This is a genomic window from Peribacillus sp. NPDC058002 (assembly GCF_042886655.1).
Lineage (GTDB): Bacteria > Bacillota > Bacilli > Bacillales > DSM-1321 > Peribacillus > Peribacillus aracenensis.
Window position 1 is genome coordinate 1 of the sequence record NZ_JBHVQU010000090.1, and the last position, 16,513, is coordinate 16,513.

A 16,513-nucleotide genomic window follows, 5' to 3' on the forward strand; every position below is an offset into this window, starting at 1 on the left:
CCATCCACTTGTCTTTGTATGCCATAGTTAGTAAGCTGCCCCTTTACTACAGAATCATTTAAAATCAAAGCATATGCTGAAGAAGAAGCAGGACCATCGATTAATAATATATATTCAATCTTATAGTCACCTGATTTACGAATTATTAAGGTGTCACTAGGAGGGGTAAACTTTATATTATTTAATGGACCGTTTTGATTAAATTTTATACTTTCGCCTGATTTGACCATGATGGGTTTGGAACCTATGAGTGTAACGTAGGCATAGGCAGGTGAGGATTTTTCCCAGTTTTGTTCTGACATTATTGTTCACCTACTCACTTATTATTTCTATTATTATGTGTGAGTAGATCAAAAATGATTGTACTACTGTACTACGATTTATATCATTAGGCTAATAGATAGAAATGAACACTCTTTATTTAACATAATATGATTATTAACAGTAAATTTCTATCTTATTTTTAGACGGAGTGAAAAAGAGGTGTTTTATCGGTAAGCTTTCAAATTTCCAAAAGAAAAAAACCTCGTGAGTACGGAGACATTTTCATACTATTAAAAGAGCAGACTCTTAATAAGTTTGCTCTTTTTAAATGTCAATATAGTGTGCAGCAGAAGACCAGCAGCTTCTTGAATTCCATTTAACCTAGACCTAATTTGACGAGTATCTTCTATATATTAATCAATCGTTTGATTAATATAAGCTACCGGATAACTAGTTCGGCATCTATGAAAAAGCGAATGAAACGAAAAAATCGATAAAAGTGATCCTTTTCTTCTCTGAGTAGTAACTGACTAAAGGTAAATATTACGTGAGCTGATTAAAGGAAGCCGATAACATTATACTTATTGATGCCAGAAGAGACATTAAGCCACCTACATCTTCTGCTTAAGCTGATAATCATGTTGATACCTAATCCTCATTGAACGGATGTGAAAGGTTAACAAAACATCAAGAGCTGATCTTTACTAGGTTGGCTCTTTCTTGAATTCTCGATATCTAGTATCAGATGAAACTCTAGTGGCTTCTTCAAATTCCTTAACTGTCATCATTCACTAGAGTTATACTCTTGGATACTGACAAATTCTAGTCATTTTTCGCGAAGTTCTATGCAATTTCGATTAATCTTATTGTAGACTTAGCTAAACTACCCTCTCACGTAGCATACGTTATGCTTCAATCATAATTGCACCGGGCACTATAAGTATCTTATTTTTGTCAGGAGAGTCTATATTGATGAAGTGAAAATTGGAGTTTAAACAATACACATTATAAGAAGTCTGTTAAAAGTAAGATTGAATTATTTGGAGTAACAATAGTTCATAGATGAAATGTAAATTGAGTTTCTATGTTTTTAACAAGTCATATTTGCACCCGAACGGAAGCTTATATGAAAAATGCTGGAAACCAATTCGGGAAAGTGAAGGGCGGTTATGTATCCTATCGTTCTTTTTATGTACGGTAGGATTGGTTTATAAAGATGGAATTAAAAACTTCGCTTCAGCAAATGGAATTCGCTTAAATAGGGGAAGAGATGAAGTTAAATCGAAAAAATAGATTCCTGCCTCAGTGAGTTTGTGGGTTAGATTAACATATGGAAGAATTAGTAAGGATAGATGTTTCCCCATCTGGTCTGATGGGGAAGTCCATATCGGAGGAGATTGACACTTATCTAGCTCTGTAAGCATCAATATAAAGATGGATTTTCTTGAAAGCCTCGATTTTCCTCTAAGGCCGTTTCCAGCTAAGTTAATGTATTTCCTTGATATGAGATAAACGAATGGAGAAGATCTTTTGATTATTATCCTTTATGAACAGGGTTTGTTCATTAAGGTTAAGTTTATACATTTTGCCTTTACACGTTTCTAAAAACCCATCTTTAAAATAAGTGATTGTCATTATCCCATTTTTTTTTAATGATTTTAATATCATCTGATCATCTCCTTCCTGTCAGGCTTTATTAAAGTTACTTTATGCAAGAAATCATTTATTTATGATGAAAGATGCAACAATAGGGAGTATAACATTTATTATACACCAAAAATTGAAAGCGTTTTCAGTAATATTTGAACGTTGTGTGAAAGAATCAATATTTTAAACTCTCATAATGGTCTTAAGCTAAAAGGAAAATTTCTTGATTTTAATGATAGTATTTGTCACGGCTGGTTTGGTCATCATGTATATTTTCACTCTGCGGTCACAGCTGAATGAAGTCGGGACAAATCAAAGCAACTATGTAGAACAGATTCAATCCCTATCATCCATCCAAAACACGGATGCTTTAATGGTGAATCGCGAGTTTCTTGAAAGTTTTTTCACCTATCAAACCACTGCAGAACGATACAATAAGATTGAAAAGTCCATGACCGACCAGGGATACAAGGCGCCCCATCCTTCCGGAACTGAACTTCCGCACTCGGAGGAATCGGTCAAGTAGACGGAATTTAATAAAGTGGCTGCAACCAACACGGTTATCGTTAAAACTTCGCTCGTTTCTGAGAAAGAGCCAGGCTGTAAGGTTGATGATGTCGATTTCACTGGTGGATTAACTGAACATTTAAAAATCTTCATTTAGTTTTCCTATTACATTTATACCTACAATTCAGATTATTAGAGACTGGGTAATTGAATTAGTATGTGAGTGTATTGAACCATTATTATGTAAGTCTTAGCAAATATCCGCCTCGTTTCTACATAAATATGGTATAATTACCGCATGTAACCGGCCGGGTGGGAGGTTGCCCTATCCCTATCTCTTATATCTAAGAGTGAAGGGAGGTGACCGCAATGGATCTTCTAAAAGACGTACTAGTGGAAGTAGCTAAAACAGTTGCCAATTCGACAGTTGTTTATCTATTTAGCTTGCTTCCTGCTAAAAAAGTCCAAAAGAAAACCACCCGTTCTCTGTCCAAAAAGCACGGGCGGCCTTCTAATAAGCGCAAAATTTAGGAGCAACCGACCCACTTTGGATTGGTTACTTAGGCGAGATGTTAGCGCATCTCGTCTTTTTTATATATTCCACATTATAACATAAATATACGAAAAACATAAAAAAGAAACTTAATTTTCAATAGTTCTTCTTTTATTTTTCTCCGGACTATATGATCCTTTTCCTTTCCTATTTAGAACCACACGAGTAATTTCTTTACTTATCCTTACTGTCCTCCCTCACCCGAGAAGGCAGCCATCCCCGGCTGTCTTTTTCTAATTCTATTGAAAGCAGGTAGAATAAAGAAAAAGAAAACCATCGGCGAAATTACCAATAGCAGATTAAGCTTGGGAATTACGGGAAGTGTGTAACTTGTGAGGTAACTTACATTCTTAATTAAATCTTTTGGTTCGTTATTTCACAGGTACCTTTAAGCGACTCATGGATCGGACATATTCAGACTTTCCTTTAGACGTTTTTTCAATCAGTAATTAAAAAAATCTCAATAATGAGCTATCAGTACATATTTTTTGCTTGTCATAAATGCCTTTGTGCGATGTTATAAAGTTTGATGCAATTTAAACGGCCTATACAGGTGGAAGGTGTCAATACTTATTTTGGGGTAGTGTCACATGCCCATCAAGCTAAACAAACGAATTTCCTTCAAAATGAAAAAACGTTATTCTTTCAGTAAAATACTTGAAGAGGATAGCGTTTTTTCATGGACCTCTCGCCTTCTGAAGAATTACATCTATTCTCACAAGAATTACAACGCTTTCTATATTCCTATTAATCTATTTTGCACCAGAGCCGATTTCAGAAAGATTAGAGATCATTAATGAAACAATATAATGATTTTCGTTTATATTCTGTTATGTTCATCGTACAAATGAATATAGAAATGGAAATAACAATAAAAACCTATCCTAACTAGTAATATATAACTTATATGGGATTTTAACCCGAAAACACATGACTTTATATCGAATATTCATAATATTAAAAAATAAATATTGAGTTAGCATAACAAAAAACATATAATCCACTTTGTAAACGTTTTATATTATGGAGGTGGAAGTTGTACATGTGGTGTAAAGTATTAATCTCATTGTCTTTATTAATTACCTTGATTCTTCCTTATAAGATGGCCCATGCACAAAAGCATGAGCAAGTAGGAGAGGTCAAGGTAATACGCGATCAATATGGTGTCCCTCATTTATATGCTAAAAATAAAAAGGATTTATATAAAGCATATGGGTACGTAATGGCTAAGGACCGTCTTTTTCAGTTGGAAATGTTTCGTAGTGGAAATGAAGGAACTGTTTCAGAGATTTTTGGAGAAGAATATTTATTAAAGGATGAGCAAAGCAGAAGGGATGGTTACAGCAATAAGGAAATTCAGAAGATGATTGAAGGGTTAGATTCCCAGACAAAAGAGTTGATTGATCAATTTGCTAAAGGTATTACGATGTTTATAAAAGAAGCTCTTAAAGACCCAGATGAAAAGCTTTCCAAAGAGTTTCATGACTACAATTTTTCACCACGAGAATGGACCTCAAAAGATGTAATCCGTGTTTATATGGTTTCTATGACTTACTTTATGGATAATCACCAAGAATTAAAAAATGCTGAGATATTTACTAAGTTGGAAAGCAAATATGGAAAAGAACCAGCTATGCAAATGTTTGATGATTTAGTGTGGAAAAATGATCTAGAAGCTCCTACAAGTATCGTAAGTGGAGAGAAATCAGAGGACGATTCAGGTTCTTCTGTCGCTTATCAAACTATTTCGCATAGCGTTGTAAATGCATCAAAAGAAATTGAGAAGCAAAGAGAAAACTTTATCGAATCATCCGAAGAACTTGGCTTACCGCTAAAGATTGGGAGCAATGCAGCGATTGTTGGCTCCAAGAAATCCGAAACTGGTAATGCCCTATTGTTCAGTGGCCCCCAAGTTGGCTTTGTAGCCCCGGGCTTTCTATATGAAGTTGGTTTACATGCTCCAAGTTTTGATATGGAAGGCTCAGGTTTCATTGGTTACCCATTCATCATGTTTGGTGCCAATAAATCTTTTGCTTTAAGTGCTACCGCCGGATATGGGAATGTAACAGATATTTTTGAGGAAAAATTAAACCCTCAAAACCCTTACCAATATCTTTATAACGGTAAATGGAAGGACATGGATAAGAGAACAGAAACTTTTATGGTACGTGACGCTAACGGAGAAAAGAAAAAAGTACACAAGAGATTTTATCGCACTGTACATGGACCTGTCATCAGCATAGACGAAAAAAATAATATTGCGTACAGCAAGTCATTTTCATTCCGAGGTACCGAAGCCCAAAGTGTTGCAGCCTACATGAAAGCTAATTGGGCACAGAATTTAAAGGAATTTGAGAAGGCAGCTAGTGAGTTCACCATGTCGTTAAACTGGTATTATGCTGACAAAAAAGGCAATATTGCATATTACCATGTTGGAAAATATCCAAACAGAAATGATGAAATAGACCAAAGATTACCTACACCAGGAACGGGAGAATATGAATGGGAAGGATTCTTACCTTTTCAAAAAAACCCACATGTTATCAATCCTGAAAACGGATATGTAGTCAATTGGAATAATAAACCTGAGGGTACGTGGACAAATGGGGAACTAAGTATGTATTGGGGGCAAGATAACCGAGTACAGCAATTTATTAATGGGATGGAAACTAGAGATAAAGTGACATTAGAAGATCTGAATGAGATCAACTATACAGCTAGTTTTGCTCAACTACGCACCCATTATTTTAAACCATTATTAATCAAAACATTAGATAAATACAAAGGCGATAACGAGAATTATCAGTATTTGAGAAATCAATTAGATTTGTGGAATAATTTAAAAGAAGATACAAATAAAGATGGATTTTATGATGCGGGTATCGCTACATTCTTTGATGAATGGTGGAAGATACTTCATGATAAACTATTTCAAGAATCTTTGGGAGAAATGTATGGTTTAACAAAGGAAATCACAGACCATCGTTATGGGGCTACACTTGCTTATAAGATTTTAAATGAGGAACAAACAAATTTTGAATGGGTGTACGAAAACCCTGAAAAAATTATTTTAGAGAGTGTGGATGAAGCATTCGATAATTTACTAAAAGAAAAGGGAACAAAAGTGGAAGAATGGCGTTCTCCAATTAAAACAATGACGTTTGGTGGAAAATCGTTGATAGGTATTCCACATAGCATGGGTTCTACAACTCCAATTATCGAAATGAACAGGGGTAGTGAAAATCATTATATAGAAATGACACCTAAAGGACCAGAAGGGTTTAATGTGACACCACCAGGACAAATCGGATTTATTAAAAAAGACGGAACTATTAGTGAACATTACGAAAATCAACTTGAATTATTTGTAAACTGGGAATTTAAGGATTTCTTGTTCTATAAACGAGATATAGAAAAAGCTGCTGCTACTATTAACGAGATAACATTCAGTAAATATAAAAAGTAACTTTTTCGTTTTACAATCAGGTACTTTTATTAAGTAATCCAGAGCCTAATTTCTCTGTGTTATAACCGAGAAATTAGGTTTTTTATATTTAGATTTTCTTAACGTTGTAAATCCGCATTTTCCTGACGCTATCCATGGTAGAACCCCATGCCCATCAGGCTAAGTTTAAACAATACCTTCAAAAGTGAAAAAACGCTATGCTTATCATAAGAAGTTTACGAGAAAGGATGGTGTTTTTTTATGAATCCTATCATCTCCAGTAAACTGACACTTCTTGCAAAAGAATTACAACGTTTTCTATCCCCAATAGTCCTACAAGAAACTGCCAAACAGGTGGGCTTTGTACAACGATCTAGTAAGTATCGATCAAATGGACTTATCGCCCTGTGCGTTTGGCTCAGCCAAGAAGTCGCTAGTCCATCACTTACGCAATTATGTAGTCGTTTGGAGGCTTCCACGGGTGTACTAATAAGCCCAGAAGGGATGAATCAGCGCTTTAATCCAGCAGCTGTGGCATTCCTCCGAGAAGTCTTTACTTCACTCCTAACACAAAATCTCTGTTTAAATCATTCGCTTTCTTCACACAGGATTTCTGCTTTCGAACGTATTCGGATTTTAGACGCGACTGTATTTCAGCTACCTGATTCCTTCGCCAAAAATTATCAAGGCTCTGGAGGGAGTAGTAATACTGCAGGGGTGAAAATCCAATTGGAATACGATTTATTAAGTGGCCAATTTTTAAACGTACAGTTAGGACCAGGAAAAAATAATGATAAAACATACGGTACAATCTGCCTTGAAACTGTAGACAAAGGCGATTTGACGAATTGCTTCAATTAATGGATTAACACCTTGAGATAAATCATACCCTATCATTAATTTTTTAAAGGAATCCAATAAAGAACTCCTTATAATGAAAGTGACTTCAACATCTTCAATGATATGAGTTCTTTATCAATTTCAAGAACAATCCCAACATTTTTGTGAATATCAAACATTGATGCCCTTGAGGAATATTAGCGTGACCTGTAACTAACCTCCAAACAACTAAAAATTTCAAACACATCCAATCGAATGTTCAAATTTTATGTCATCAAGTGTATTTATTAAAGCAGTTTTCATGACTATGATTTATCCAATTTGGTGGACTAGTCTGCCGGGTGTTTTTAGAGGAATATATAGGTAGAGTGACTTCCTATTTCCTATGCTACGGTAGGGTGAGGAAACAGTTGAGTATTTACTATTCTGCTGTGTTCCATAAAAGACGATGATACAAGAAAAAATATGCTTGGTCAAATAGTAGATAAATTCCTTTACTTTTCAATTTTTAAATAAACAGCCTCCAAAAAGAGAAAAATACCTTTATGTCATGAGAAGGGTTCCTTACTTAAGGTGATTTAACAAATCTAATATTACTTGCTCTAACTAATCTGTGTTATCAACAAAAAGGGGGGATGGGGTGAAGAAAAAATTCGTAGTGTCATGCGTATACTTGGTTTAACGCATTCCGTTATTCGTTATTTACACCAAAAAAACGTCTATCCATTGGGTAGACGGTATTCTGGTGTAATGTCATTAAACTGATGGAAGAAACTCGTCTAAAAAGAGCATCTGCTTAAGAAAGGCAGATGCTCTTCGATTTTTAGTAACGAAATGTAGATATTTCTTCATGAAAAAAGCTTTACTAATTCATGAATTTTTTCAGGTTTCAAAAATGTGGATATAGATTCTTCAGTTTGAATGGTAAGGGCGGCACCGGCAAGCCCCAATTGGCAAGCACTCATTAAAGATTCTTCGTTCAGGATACCATAGATTACACATGAAGCAAATGCTTCACCAACACCTGTGACCTCAACAACATCAGTTTTGAAAGGAGGCAAGTGGCCAGATTCCTCAGTAGAGTAATAATATACTCCTTGTTCACCTAGTTTGATAATAACTTTTCGAACGCCACGCTGTGTAATTTTTTCACAGGCTAATTGACAATCCTTAATTGAATCGATTTTTATTTCTGCAAGTATCTCTGCTTCTTCTCGGTTAGGCATTAGCAGTTCTACACCGTCAAGATGAAAGGGAAGCTTACGGGCTTTGGCTGTAGATACAGGGTCAATGTAAAGGGGAATGTTTTCATCTCTGCAGCGCTTAATTAAATAACTGAGACTTTCCTTAGGAATATTCGTATCCAAAAAAACAGCTTGTGAGGAAACAATATAAGACCATCTTTCCTCAAACATAGAGGTTGTTATTTTTTCGTATATTTTCATATCAGCCATGGAGACAATACTTTCACCATTAATATCTATCAAGGTGGTAAAAGTGCCTGTACGTTCTGTTGGTAACATCCATACTTGACTAACATCAACTCCTTGGCTTTTCGTTTCATTCAGTATCCAGTTACCTTCTTTGTCGTCTCCTACACAGGTCATAAGTGAAGTGTTACAGCCGAGTCGACTTAAATTTTCAGCAAAATTGCGTGCAATACCGCCACAAGCTTCAGTAATTTTTACTGGATTGGATGAATATAAACGTACCTCCTGATTTGATCGGGCTTTCCGGTCTGTGTTTGCTCCACCAATGCAGACGACCGATGATTCTTCTTTGAGAATATAGGCGCGTCCTTTTATTTCACCGCGTCTCGTCAGATTAGCAATATAATTGGCAACAGTAGGTCGTGATATACCAACTTTACTTGATAATTCTTGCTGTGAAATGAAAGGATTTATTTTTATGTAATCTAAAATTTGTTTCTCTTTATCCATGGAAGTATCCTCACTAACAATAGTTTAGTCATGCAAACGAATGTTTTATTTTAATTGTAAATAGAGTAATCATTAGAAGTTTACCTTTTGTTTGAGTACAAATGATCGCCGGAATTTCGGCTATTTATTATGACGAAATTGTCTATTTTACCAAATAGTCGTTATTAAACAAGTTAAATAATAGGATGAAACCATAAAATCATTCTTTTGCTCCACCAATTTGCTTACTTTTTAGTATTCTCATTTCTATCGACAAATAAATTATACGCTATCTAAATATTTCAGACAAATGATTGATCAACCTAAAAATTGATTGTAAAAATGTCTATCTTTGATTTATATTGAAGATTATGATTTTTGTAGGTTTTTCAAAAATCATAGTCATAATACAACGAACTCTAGGAGGAAGTAGAATGTTGAAGATGTATCTGTACCCCTTGTTGATAGTTATAGCGGCTAGTAGCTATGGTATAGTTTCTACCATAATAAAACTAGCAATGCGCAGCGGTTTTTCGGTCTCTGAAGCAGTTACAAGTCAATTTTTTTTCGGTTTTTGTATCGCCATCTGTATTTTCTTTCTTACAAACAGAACAAAATTAAGCTTTAATGGAGTTAAAATTCTTATCCTTGCTGGAGTTTTTACAGGATTAACAAATATTTTTTATGGTCTTTCATTGAACTATTTACCTGCGTCTTTGGCTGTTGTACTATTGTTTCAATTTACATGGATAGGCACGTTGATCTCTTGTATTACAAAACGCGAATTTCCTAGTCGAATAGAATTGATCTCTTTAATTATATTGGTTGCAGGGACCATACCAGCAGCGGGTTTGATTGATGTTGATTTATCTCAAATACATTTTCAAGGGTGGTTATGGGGTTTGGCAGCTGCTTTTTGTTATTCCCTATTTTTATTTGTTAATGGCAGGGCAACTACAAATATGAATACCTCTAATCGATTAGTATTGGTTTCATTCTTTGCTTTCATGATGTCAGTTGTTTTTCAGTCTCCAGAGGTTATTTGGAATGGAACGCTGTTTAGCGAAGGTCTTTGGATTTATGGTTTGACATTGGGGTTATTTGGGATGGTTATTCCAGTTTTCTTATTCACTATTGCCGTTCCTAAAGTTGGATTGAGTATGTCATCAATATTGGGTGCTATAGAATTGCCAATCGCGGTAATGGTTTCAGTCATATTGTTAAGTGAAAATGTTACTTCACTACAAATAGTAGGTATTGTAACTATTATTCTCGGGATGAGCCTGCCAACAATCCTTAACAGAAATATATTTTTAATTAAAAAGAACGGTACAACATTAGGCACAAAATAAATTGTATTCATTTATTTGAAATACAAAACACGACAACAAGCTGTCATGTTTAATTAATTTATTATTTAAAAAATAATTGACAATTAAAAATGTAAGCGTATACTAAACGTATGTTTATCAAATAAACAATTGTTTTGGAAGTGGGGTGTGAAAATGGCTAATGTTATGAATGAAAAAGAAGAGTTAATTTTAAATATGATTCGAGAAAATCCATTTATTTCTCAACAGGAATTATCGGAAATTGTCGGTATTTCAAAGTCGTCTATTGCAAATATTATTTCTGGACTAATCAAAAAAGAGTATGTCTTTGGTAAGGCTTATGTTTTAAATGAAATTGCACCTATTGTTTGCATTGGTGGTGCTAACGTAGATAAGAAATTTTATACAAAATATAAAATCACTAATGAAACATCTAATCCAGTAAAATCTTCTAGATCGGTTGGAGGAGTAGCAAGGAATATTGCTGAAAATTTAGGTAGATTAGGTGAGGATGTTACATTAATTTCAGCAAGTGGCCACGATTCGGAATGGAAAGAGATTTATGATCTATCCTCACCTTTTATGAATTTAGAGCATGTCACTCAAAATGAAAATTTGAACACAGGGTCATATACAGCAGTTTTAGATATGAACGGGGATTTATCAATTGCGTTAGCAGACATGGACGTTTTTGATAATATTACTCCTGAATTGTTGATTAAAAACAGTAATATTCTTAGAAGAGCCAAATGTATCGTAGTGGATTTAAATTGTCCAAGTGAAACAATTGATTTTCTTTGTTTTTTCACATCTAAACATAATATTCCATTAGTCATTATTCCTGTTTCATCTCCAAAAATGAATAGACTTCCTAAAACATTGAATGCAGTGACTTGGCTGATTGTAAACAAAGATGAAACCGAAACTTTTATGGATATTAAAATCAATGATGAAGAGGATTGGGGAAATTCAGTTAAAGAGTGGTTAAGTTTAGGAGTCAAAAATGTGATTGTAACGAATGGATCAAAAGGTGTAATGACAGGTAGTGAAAATGGTGAGATGCATTATTTTCCTGCAATAGAAACACCTATGGTTGTTGATGTTACAGGTGCTGGAGATTCATTTTGTTCAGGGGTTATTTATTCCTGGCTACAAAAAAAGGAGATTGATTACATAATAAGGGCTGGCTTAGTCAATTCTCATAAAACAATTATGTCGAAGTATACAGTTAGACAAGAATTATCTAAAAAACAACTAATGTTAGATATGGAGGCAATTTAAATGAAAAATTATATTGAATTATCTGCAGAGGTACAACAAGCAAAAGAGGTAGGAAAACCAATCGTTGCATTAGAATCTACTATTATTTCTCATGGAATGCCATATCCTCAAAACGTAAAAATGGCACGTGAAGTTGAACAAATTGTTCGTGATAACGGTGCTGTTCCAGCAACAATTGCTATCATTGATGGAAAAATTAAAATTGGTTTAACAAATGATGAATTAGAATTATTCGGTAAAAGTTCTGATGTTGCTAAGGTATCAAGACGTGATTTAGCTCAAATTATCGCTACAAAGCAACTAGGAGCAACAACTGTTGCTACAACGATGATCTGCGCCGAGTTAGCAGACATCAAAATCTTTGTAACAGGTGGTATTGGCGGTGTTCATAAAGGAGCAGAAACTACCATGGATATCTCAGCTGACCTTGAAGAATTAGCTCAAACTAATGTAGCTGTAATTTGTGCAGGTGCTAAATCAATCCTAGATTTATCTCTTACACTAGAATACCTTGAAACTAAAGGTGTGCCTGTAATTGGATATGAAACGGAGTGTCTACCAGCATTCTACACAAGAAATAGTGAATATCAATTAAACTTCTCTACTGAATCCATCGATGAAATTGCTGAAACCTTGAAGACGAAATGGGAATTAAATCTTAATGGTGGAGCAGTTATCGCTAATCCGATTCCTGAAAGATTTGCTATGGAAGAAGATTATATCAATGGAATAATTGATCAAGCAATTAAACAAGCAGAAGAAAACCATATTATTGGTAAGGATAGTACGCCATTCTTGCTCGGGAAAATCAAAGAATTAACCAATGGTAAAAGCCTTGATGCCAATATAGAATTAGTAAAACATAATGCTAAAGTAGGAGCCGAAATAGCGGTTAGTTTCAATAACAAAACCAAATTAATACTAAATTGAGTTCGGAATTAGCATAAACTCAACTTCTATAAAGTTATTTGTCTTAGAATATAGTTAACAACTAGACTTTATAGAAGTATTTTTTTAAGGATATGTAACCGTTTCCATTTTAGAAGGAGAGCCTGAATATGAATTTTATCTTCTTAATAACAGGAATTTTATTTGTTTTTGTAGTTGCTTTTTTAGTAAGTAATAATAGAAAACAAATACAATATAAACGTATTCTGATTATGATAGCTGTGCAAATCATATTAGTCTACTTCATGATGAATACTAGTATAGGTCTAATTGGGATTACCAAAGTAGGAGTGTTTTTTGAAAAATTAATGGCGATTGCTGATTCAGGCATTCAATTTGTATTCGGTGGAATGGTGAACGAAGGTGCAATAACGTTTTTCTTTGTGGCATTATTACCTCTGGTTTTCATGTCAGTTTTAATAGGAATACTTAATTATATAAAGGTATTACCATTCGTTATCAAATATATCGGTTTGGTATTAAGTAAAGTAACAGGAATGGGAAAACTAGAAAGCTATTTTGCCGTATCTACAGCTGCGCTTGGACAACCAGAAGTGTTCTTAACCATTATCAAGCAAATACCACTCTTATCTCCAAAAAGACTTTACACAATTTGTACATCGGCTATGAGTGCAGTAAGTATGGCGATGGTTGGGGCGTATATGACCATGTTAGAGCCAAAATATGTTGTAACTGCTGTTGTATTGAATATTTTCAGTGCACTAATAGTTGCTAATATTATTAACCCATATGATTTAGACGATAATGAGGATCTAATTCAAGTTGAAGAAAATGAAAGAGTTCCTTTCTTCCAAATGGTTGGAGAAAGTGTAATGGATGGATTTAAAATTGTTATTATTGTTGCTGCAATGCTATTAGGGTTTATTTCCTTAATGGAATTGATTAATGTGATTTTTCTAGGTGTATTTCATATTTCTTTCCAAACAGTTATTGGCTATATTTTTGCACCAATCGCTTTTTTAATAGGGGTTCCTTGGGCTGAAGCTGTACAAGCAGGTGGAATTATGGCGACAAAACTAGTTACGAATGAATTTGTTGCAATGTTGAGCTTTGGTGAAATTTCAAACCAACTTTCCGATAAAACAATTGCTATTGTTTCAGTGTATTTAGTTAGTTTTGCAAATTTTGGAACAGTGGGTATTGTTTCAGGTTCCATCAAATCAATTAGTGAAAAACAAGGGAGCTATGTCGCAAAATTTTCATTGAAATTATTGCTAGGTGCAACATTAGCATCTGTAATTTCAGCGACAATTATGGGTATTGTAATGTGAATTTTTATAAATTGGGGTGAAATATGATGAATAAAAGAAAAATAATTATGGATTGTGATCCAGGACACGATGACGCAATTGCAATTATTTTAGCTGCTGCACAACCTGAATTGGAGATTTTAGGGATTACGACAGTATCCGGGAATGCAGAAATTGAAAAAACAACTAAGAATGCATTAAAAATTTGTGAGTTGGTTTCATTAACGGATGTTGTTGTTTCAAAAGGGGCAAGCGAGCCACTGATTAGATTACGTGAAACTGCACCTGGTATCCATGGTGATTCAGGTTTGGATGGCCCAGAATTGCCCGATCCATCTCGTAGCTGGAGTGAGGAGCATGGAGCGGATACAATTTTAAGACTGATAAAAGAGTCCATTGAGCCTGTAACAATTCTTCCAACTGGACCACTAACAAATATTGCGATAGCTTTATCGAAAGCACCAGAAATTAAGGATCATATTGAAGAGATAATTCTAATGGGTGGAGGAACATTTGGTAATTGGACCCCAACTGCTGAATTTAATATTTGGGCTGATCCAGAAGCTGCAAAAAAAGTATTTGATAGTGGTATTCCAATAGCAGTGATGGGACTAGATATAACACACCAAGCCTTAGCAACACAAGAAGTTATCGATCAAGTGAACAAAATTGATAACAATGTTGCTAAGGTAGTTGGTGAATTATTAGTGTTTTTTGCATCGACCTACAAAGAGATGTTCGATTTTGATGGTGCACCGGTCCATGATGCATTAACTGTCGCATATTGCATTGCACCAGAATTGTTTGAGATGAAAGATGTTAATATTACAGTGGAAACTAAAGGGGAGTTTACCACAGGAACAACGTTAATCGATCTACATGGGGTTACTGGTAGAAAAGTTAATGCTAAGTTTGGATTAGAACTTGATGTAGAAGGGTTTTGGGACCTAATGATTGAAGCACTTAAAAAATACTAGCTCAAACAAGGTAACTTTATTTAAATTCGTTTTGAACCAAAGCTATGGAATCACCAAAAGGCCCCCAACCTTGGCGGCCTTTTGTAATTATGATTCTTTATTTTTGTAGATTTGAGTTGAAGTTGAAAAAATCCCTCGCCAATAAGATTCAGCAAAAATTCCTCTGGATATGACGAGTTTCTTCTATTATATATACTCTCCAAACACATCTGATTTCCACAAATGAATCGCATGACGTTCTTTTTCAAATACCTTCTCCAAATAAATTTCTGTTGTGGATAATTGTTCATGGCCCAGACTCTTCATAATCTGATAGACATCCACTCCATTTAAATGAGAAATGATGGCAAAGGCATGCCTGAAAGTATGAGGACCAATGGAAGAAGAACGAAACTTCAAAAAAGGCAATTCACTCTCCTTAATGGCTTTTGTGATGTATTGAGACAAATATGAGGGAGAGTAGGCACGGCCGGTATTGGTCGTAAAGAGCGGGTCTTCTCCTTCTGCTGCATCTATATCGTCGATTCCTCTCGCTGAACGGAACATGCGAATGCTATTCATTCCTTTTTCTTTCAGTGGGATTTGCCTTCTTTTATTTCCTTTCCCTAGTACCTCTAAAAAATACGTGCTGGTAATGGAATCGTATTGAAGATCCTTGACTCGGAGTTGTGTAAACTCTTCATTACGCATGCCTGTCATCGTCAGGATATGAATGATCGAAAAAACGATGGGGTGGTGGACTTCCCTGAAGTAATCAAGTAGCTGAATGACTTCCTTCGGTCCCAAATCACGGTTCGGCCGATCATCTTTTCGGATATTGACCTTAAAGAAACCTTCATGAATGGGCTCCTTGATATAGCCTGATTCGAAAAGGAATTTCAAAAAGGTTTTAATGATGGTTGTCTTTCTGGATAAGGTGGCAACGGAATACGCTCCTTTTGTTAAGACATAAGGGCTTTTTTCTGATAACCATTCCTGATACCTTCGAATGTGTCGGGTAGATAGCGATTTAAAGAGGGAACCCTCTACAACTTTTTCCAAGTCTACATTGATTTCCATTGAATAAGTAAGCAGTTGTTCGATAAATTGGATGAGTTCTCGCTCATAGGCTTGAACGGTTCGAGCAGATTTTTCGTGTTGCTGGTTTAAATGTTCTCGCCGATGTAGAAACCACTGTAGCATGTCTGCATCATTAAAATCTGAAAAAGGATCTTGCCCATCTTTTTCTGCTGTATCTAATCGTTCTTGTATTGTGTGAATCGAAATGTCTGAAAGACTTTTTTTCCATGCACTACTCTGAAGCCCTCTCGTTTTTTCTATCAGTTCATGCATACCTGTATCCCTCACTTTTATATTTCAACTATTAAAAAGATAACGTATATATGTAGTACAACCCTTTTAATAAATACTACTTACATTATAACAAACTCTAAAAGTTTAATAATTAAGGAAGACCTAAATAAATCCTCCATTTATTTAGGTTAGGCTGAATTAGAGATTAAATAGATTCTTAAATTATAATAATATTAC

Annotated in this window: 12 protein-coding genes and 2 pseudogenes; 10 read left to right on the forward strand and 4 right to left on the reverse strand. The window is 34.8% G+C overall.

What is annotated here, in order from left to right; genetic code table 11:
* Positions 1 to 302, reverse strand: a pseudogene (locus ACFVSH_RS15710) (hypothetical protein); the annotation flags it as partial.
* Positions 303 to 1,749: 1,447 nt separating this feature from the next.
* Entirely contained in the window at positions 1,750 to 1,932 is a 183-nt protein-coding gene (locus tag ACFVSH_RS15715) for a YolD-like family protein (RefSeq protein WP_387706766.1), read from the reverse strand.
* Between the two features lie 202 nt (positions 1,933 to 2,134).
* On the opposite strand from ACFVSH_RS15715, the gene ACFVSH_RS15720 reads away from it, so the two are divergent.
* The 5 genes and pseudogenes from ACFVSH_RS15720 to ACFVSH_RS15740 form a co-directional block, all read left to right on the forward strand.
* Positions 2,135 to 2,437, forward strand: coding sequence for a hypothetical protein (locus tag ACFVSH_RS15720; protein WP_387706768.1), 303 nt, complete (start codon positions 2,135 to 2,137; stop codon positions 2,435 to 2,437).
* 15 nt (positions 2,438 to 2,452) lie between these two features.
* A complete protein-coding gene (locus ACFVSH_RS15725) occupies positions 2,453 to 2,575 on the forward strand; it encodes a hypothetical protein (protein WP_387706770.1) in 123 nt (40 codons plus the stop codon).
* A 212-nt stretch (positions 2,576 to 2,787) separates the two neighbouring features.
* Positions 2,788 to 2,949 (forward strand): hypothetical protein, encoded by a 162-nt coding sequence (locus tag ACFVSH_RS15730; protein WP_252270616.1) that lies wholly within the window; start codon positions 2,788 to 2,790, stop codon positions 2,947 to 2,949.
* Positions 2,950 to 4,013: 1,064 nt separating this feature from the next.
* Positions 4,014 to 6,437: a penicillin acylase family protein gene (locus ACFVSH_RS15735; protein ID WP_387706772.1), complete on the forward strand. Its 2,424-nt coding sequence runs from the start codon at positions 4,014 to 4,016 to the stop codon at positions 6,435 to 6,437.
* A 240-nt stretch (positions 6,438 to 6,677) separates the two neighbouring features.
* A pseudogene (locus ACFVSH_RS15740) lies at positions 6,678 to 7,259 on the forward strand (IS4 family transposase); the annotation flags it as partial.
* An 845-nt stretch (positions 7,260 to 8,104) separates the two neighbouring features.
* Here ACFVSH_RS15740 and ACFVSH_RS15745 read toward each other — a convergent pair.
* Entirely contained in the window at positions 8,105 to 9,196 is a 1,092-nt protein-coding gene (locus ACFVSH_RS15745; protein ID WP_387706774.1) for a carbohydrate kinase, read from the reverse strand.
* Positions 9,197 to 9,618: 422 nt separating this feature from the next.
* Between ACFVSH_RS15745 and ACFVSH_RS15750 the strand changes: the two genes are divergently transcribed.
* The 5 genes from ACFVSH_RS15750 to ACFVSH_RS15770 all read left to right on the forward strand — a co-directional run bounded on the left by ACFVSH_RS15750 (position 9,619) and on the right by ACFVSH_RS15770 (position 14,983).
* A complete protein-coding gene (locus tag ACFVSH_RS15750; protein WP_387706786.1) occupies positions 9,619 to 10,527 on the forward strand; it encodes an EamA family transporter in 909 nt (302 codons plus the stop codon).
* A 153-nt stretch (positions 10,528 to 10,680) separates the two neighbouring features.
* Positions 10,681 to 11,787, forward strand: a complete 1,107-nt coding sequence (locus ACFVSH_RS15755) for a carbohydrate kinase (protein WP_387706776.1) — start codon at positions 10,681 to 10,683, stop codon at positions 11,785 to 11,787.
* The gene (locus tag ACFVSH_RS15760; RefSeq protein WP_387706778.1) at positions 11,788 to 12,717 is read left to right on the forward strand and encodes a pseudouridine-5'-phosphate glycosidase; all 930 of its coding nucleotides are present in this window, start codon (positions 11,788 to 11,790) and stop codon (positions 12,715 to 12,717) included. It abuts the gene before it with no gap.
* Positions 12,718 to 12,845: 128 nt separating this feature from the next.
* Complete coding sequence (locus tag ACFVSH_RS15765; RefSeq protein WP_387706780.1) at positions 12,846 to 14,027, forward strand: NupC/NupG family nucleoside CNT transporter; 1,182 nt, start codon at positions 12,846 to 12,848, stop codon at positions 14,025 to 14,027.
* Between the two features lie 26 nt (positions 14,028 to 14,053).
* Complete coding sequence (locus ACFVSH_RS15770; RefSeq protein ID WP_387706782.1) at positions 14,054 to 14,983, forward strand: nucleoside hydrolase; 930 nt, start codon at positions 14,054 to 14,056, stop codon at positions 14,981 to 14,983.
* Positions 14,984 to 15,169: 186 nt separating this feature from the next.
* Here the strand turns inward: ACFVSH_RS15770 and ACFVSH_RS15775 are convergent, their stop codons facing one another.
* Complete coding sequence (locus ACFVSH_RS15775) at positions 15,170 to 16,315, reverse strand: tyrosine-type recombinase/integrase (RefSeq protein WP_387706784.1); 1,146 nt, start codon at positions 16,313 to 16,315, stop codon at positions 15,170 to 15,172.
* Positions 16,316 to 16,513: the final 198 nt, after the last annotated feature.

Excerpts from the sequence above, each read along its gene's own strand:
- ACFVSH_RS15715 (WP_387706766.1), bottom strand. The coding sequence starts at position 1,932 with ATGATATTAAAATCATTAAAAAAAAATGGGATAATGACAATCACTTAT.
- ACFVSH_RS15730 (WP_252270616.1), top strand. The coding sequence starts at position 2,788 with ATGGATCTTCTAAAAGACGTACTAGTGGAAGTAGCTAAAACAGTTGCC.
- ACFVSH_RS15735 (WP_387706772.1), top strand. The coding sequence starts at position 4,014 with ATGTGGTGTAAAGTATTAATCTCATTGTCTTTATTAATTACCTTGATT.
- ACFVSH_RS15745 (WP_387706774.1), bottom strand. The coding sequence starts at position 9,196 with ATGGATAAAGAGAAACAAATTTTAGATTACATAAAAATAAATCCTTTC.
- ACFVSH_RS15750 (WP_387706786.1), top strand. The coding sequence starts at position 9,619 with ATGTATCTGTACCCCTTGTTGATAGTTATAGCGGCTAGTAGCTATGGT.
- ACFVSH_RS15755 (WP_387706776.1), top strand. The coding sequence starts at position 10,681 with ATGGCTAATGTTATGAATGAAAAAGAAGAGTTAATTTTAAATATGATT.
- ACFVSH_RS15760 (WP_387706778.1), top strand. The coding sequence starts at position 11,788 with ATGAAAAATTATATTGAATTATCTGCAGAGGTACAACAAGCAAAAGAG.
- ACFVSH_RS15765 (WP_387706780.1), top strand. The coding sequence starts at position 12,846 with ATGAATTTTATCTTCTTAATAACAGGAATTTTATTTGTTTTTGTAGTT.
- ACFVSH_RS15770 (WP_387706782.1), top strand. The coding sequence starts at position 14,054 with ATGAATAAAAGAAAAATAATTATGGATTGTGATCCAGGACACGATGAC.
- ACFVSH_RS15775 (WP_387706784.1), bottom strand. The coding sequence starts at position 16,315 with ATGCATGAACTGATAGAAAAAACGAGAGGGCTTCAGAGTAGTGCATGG.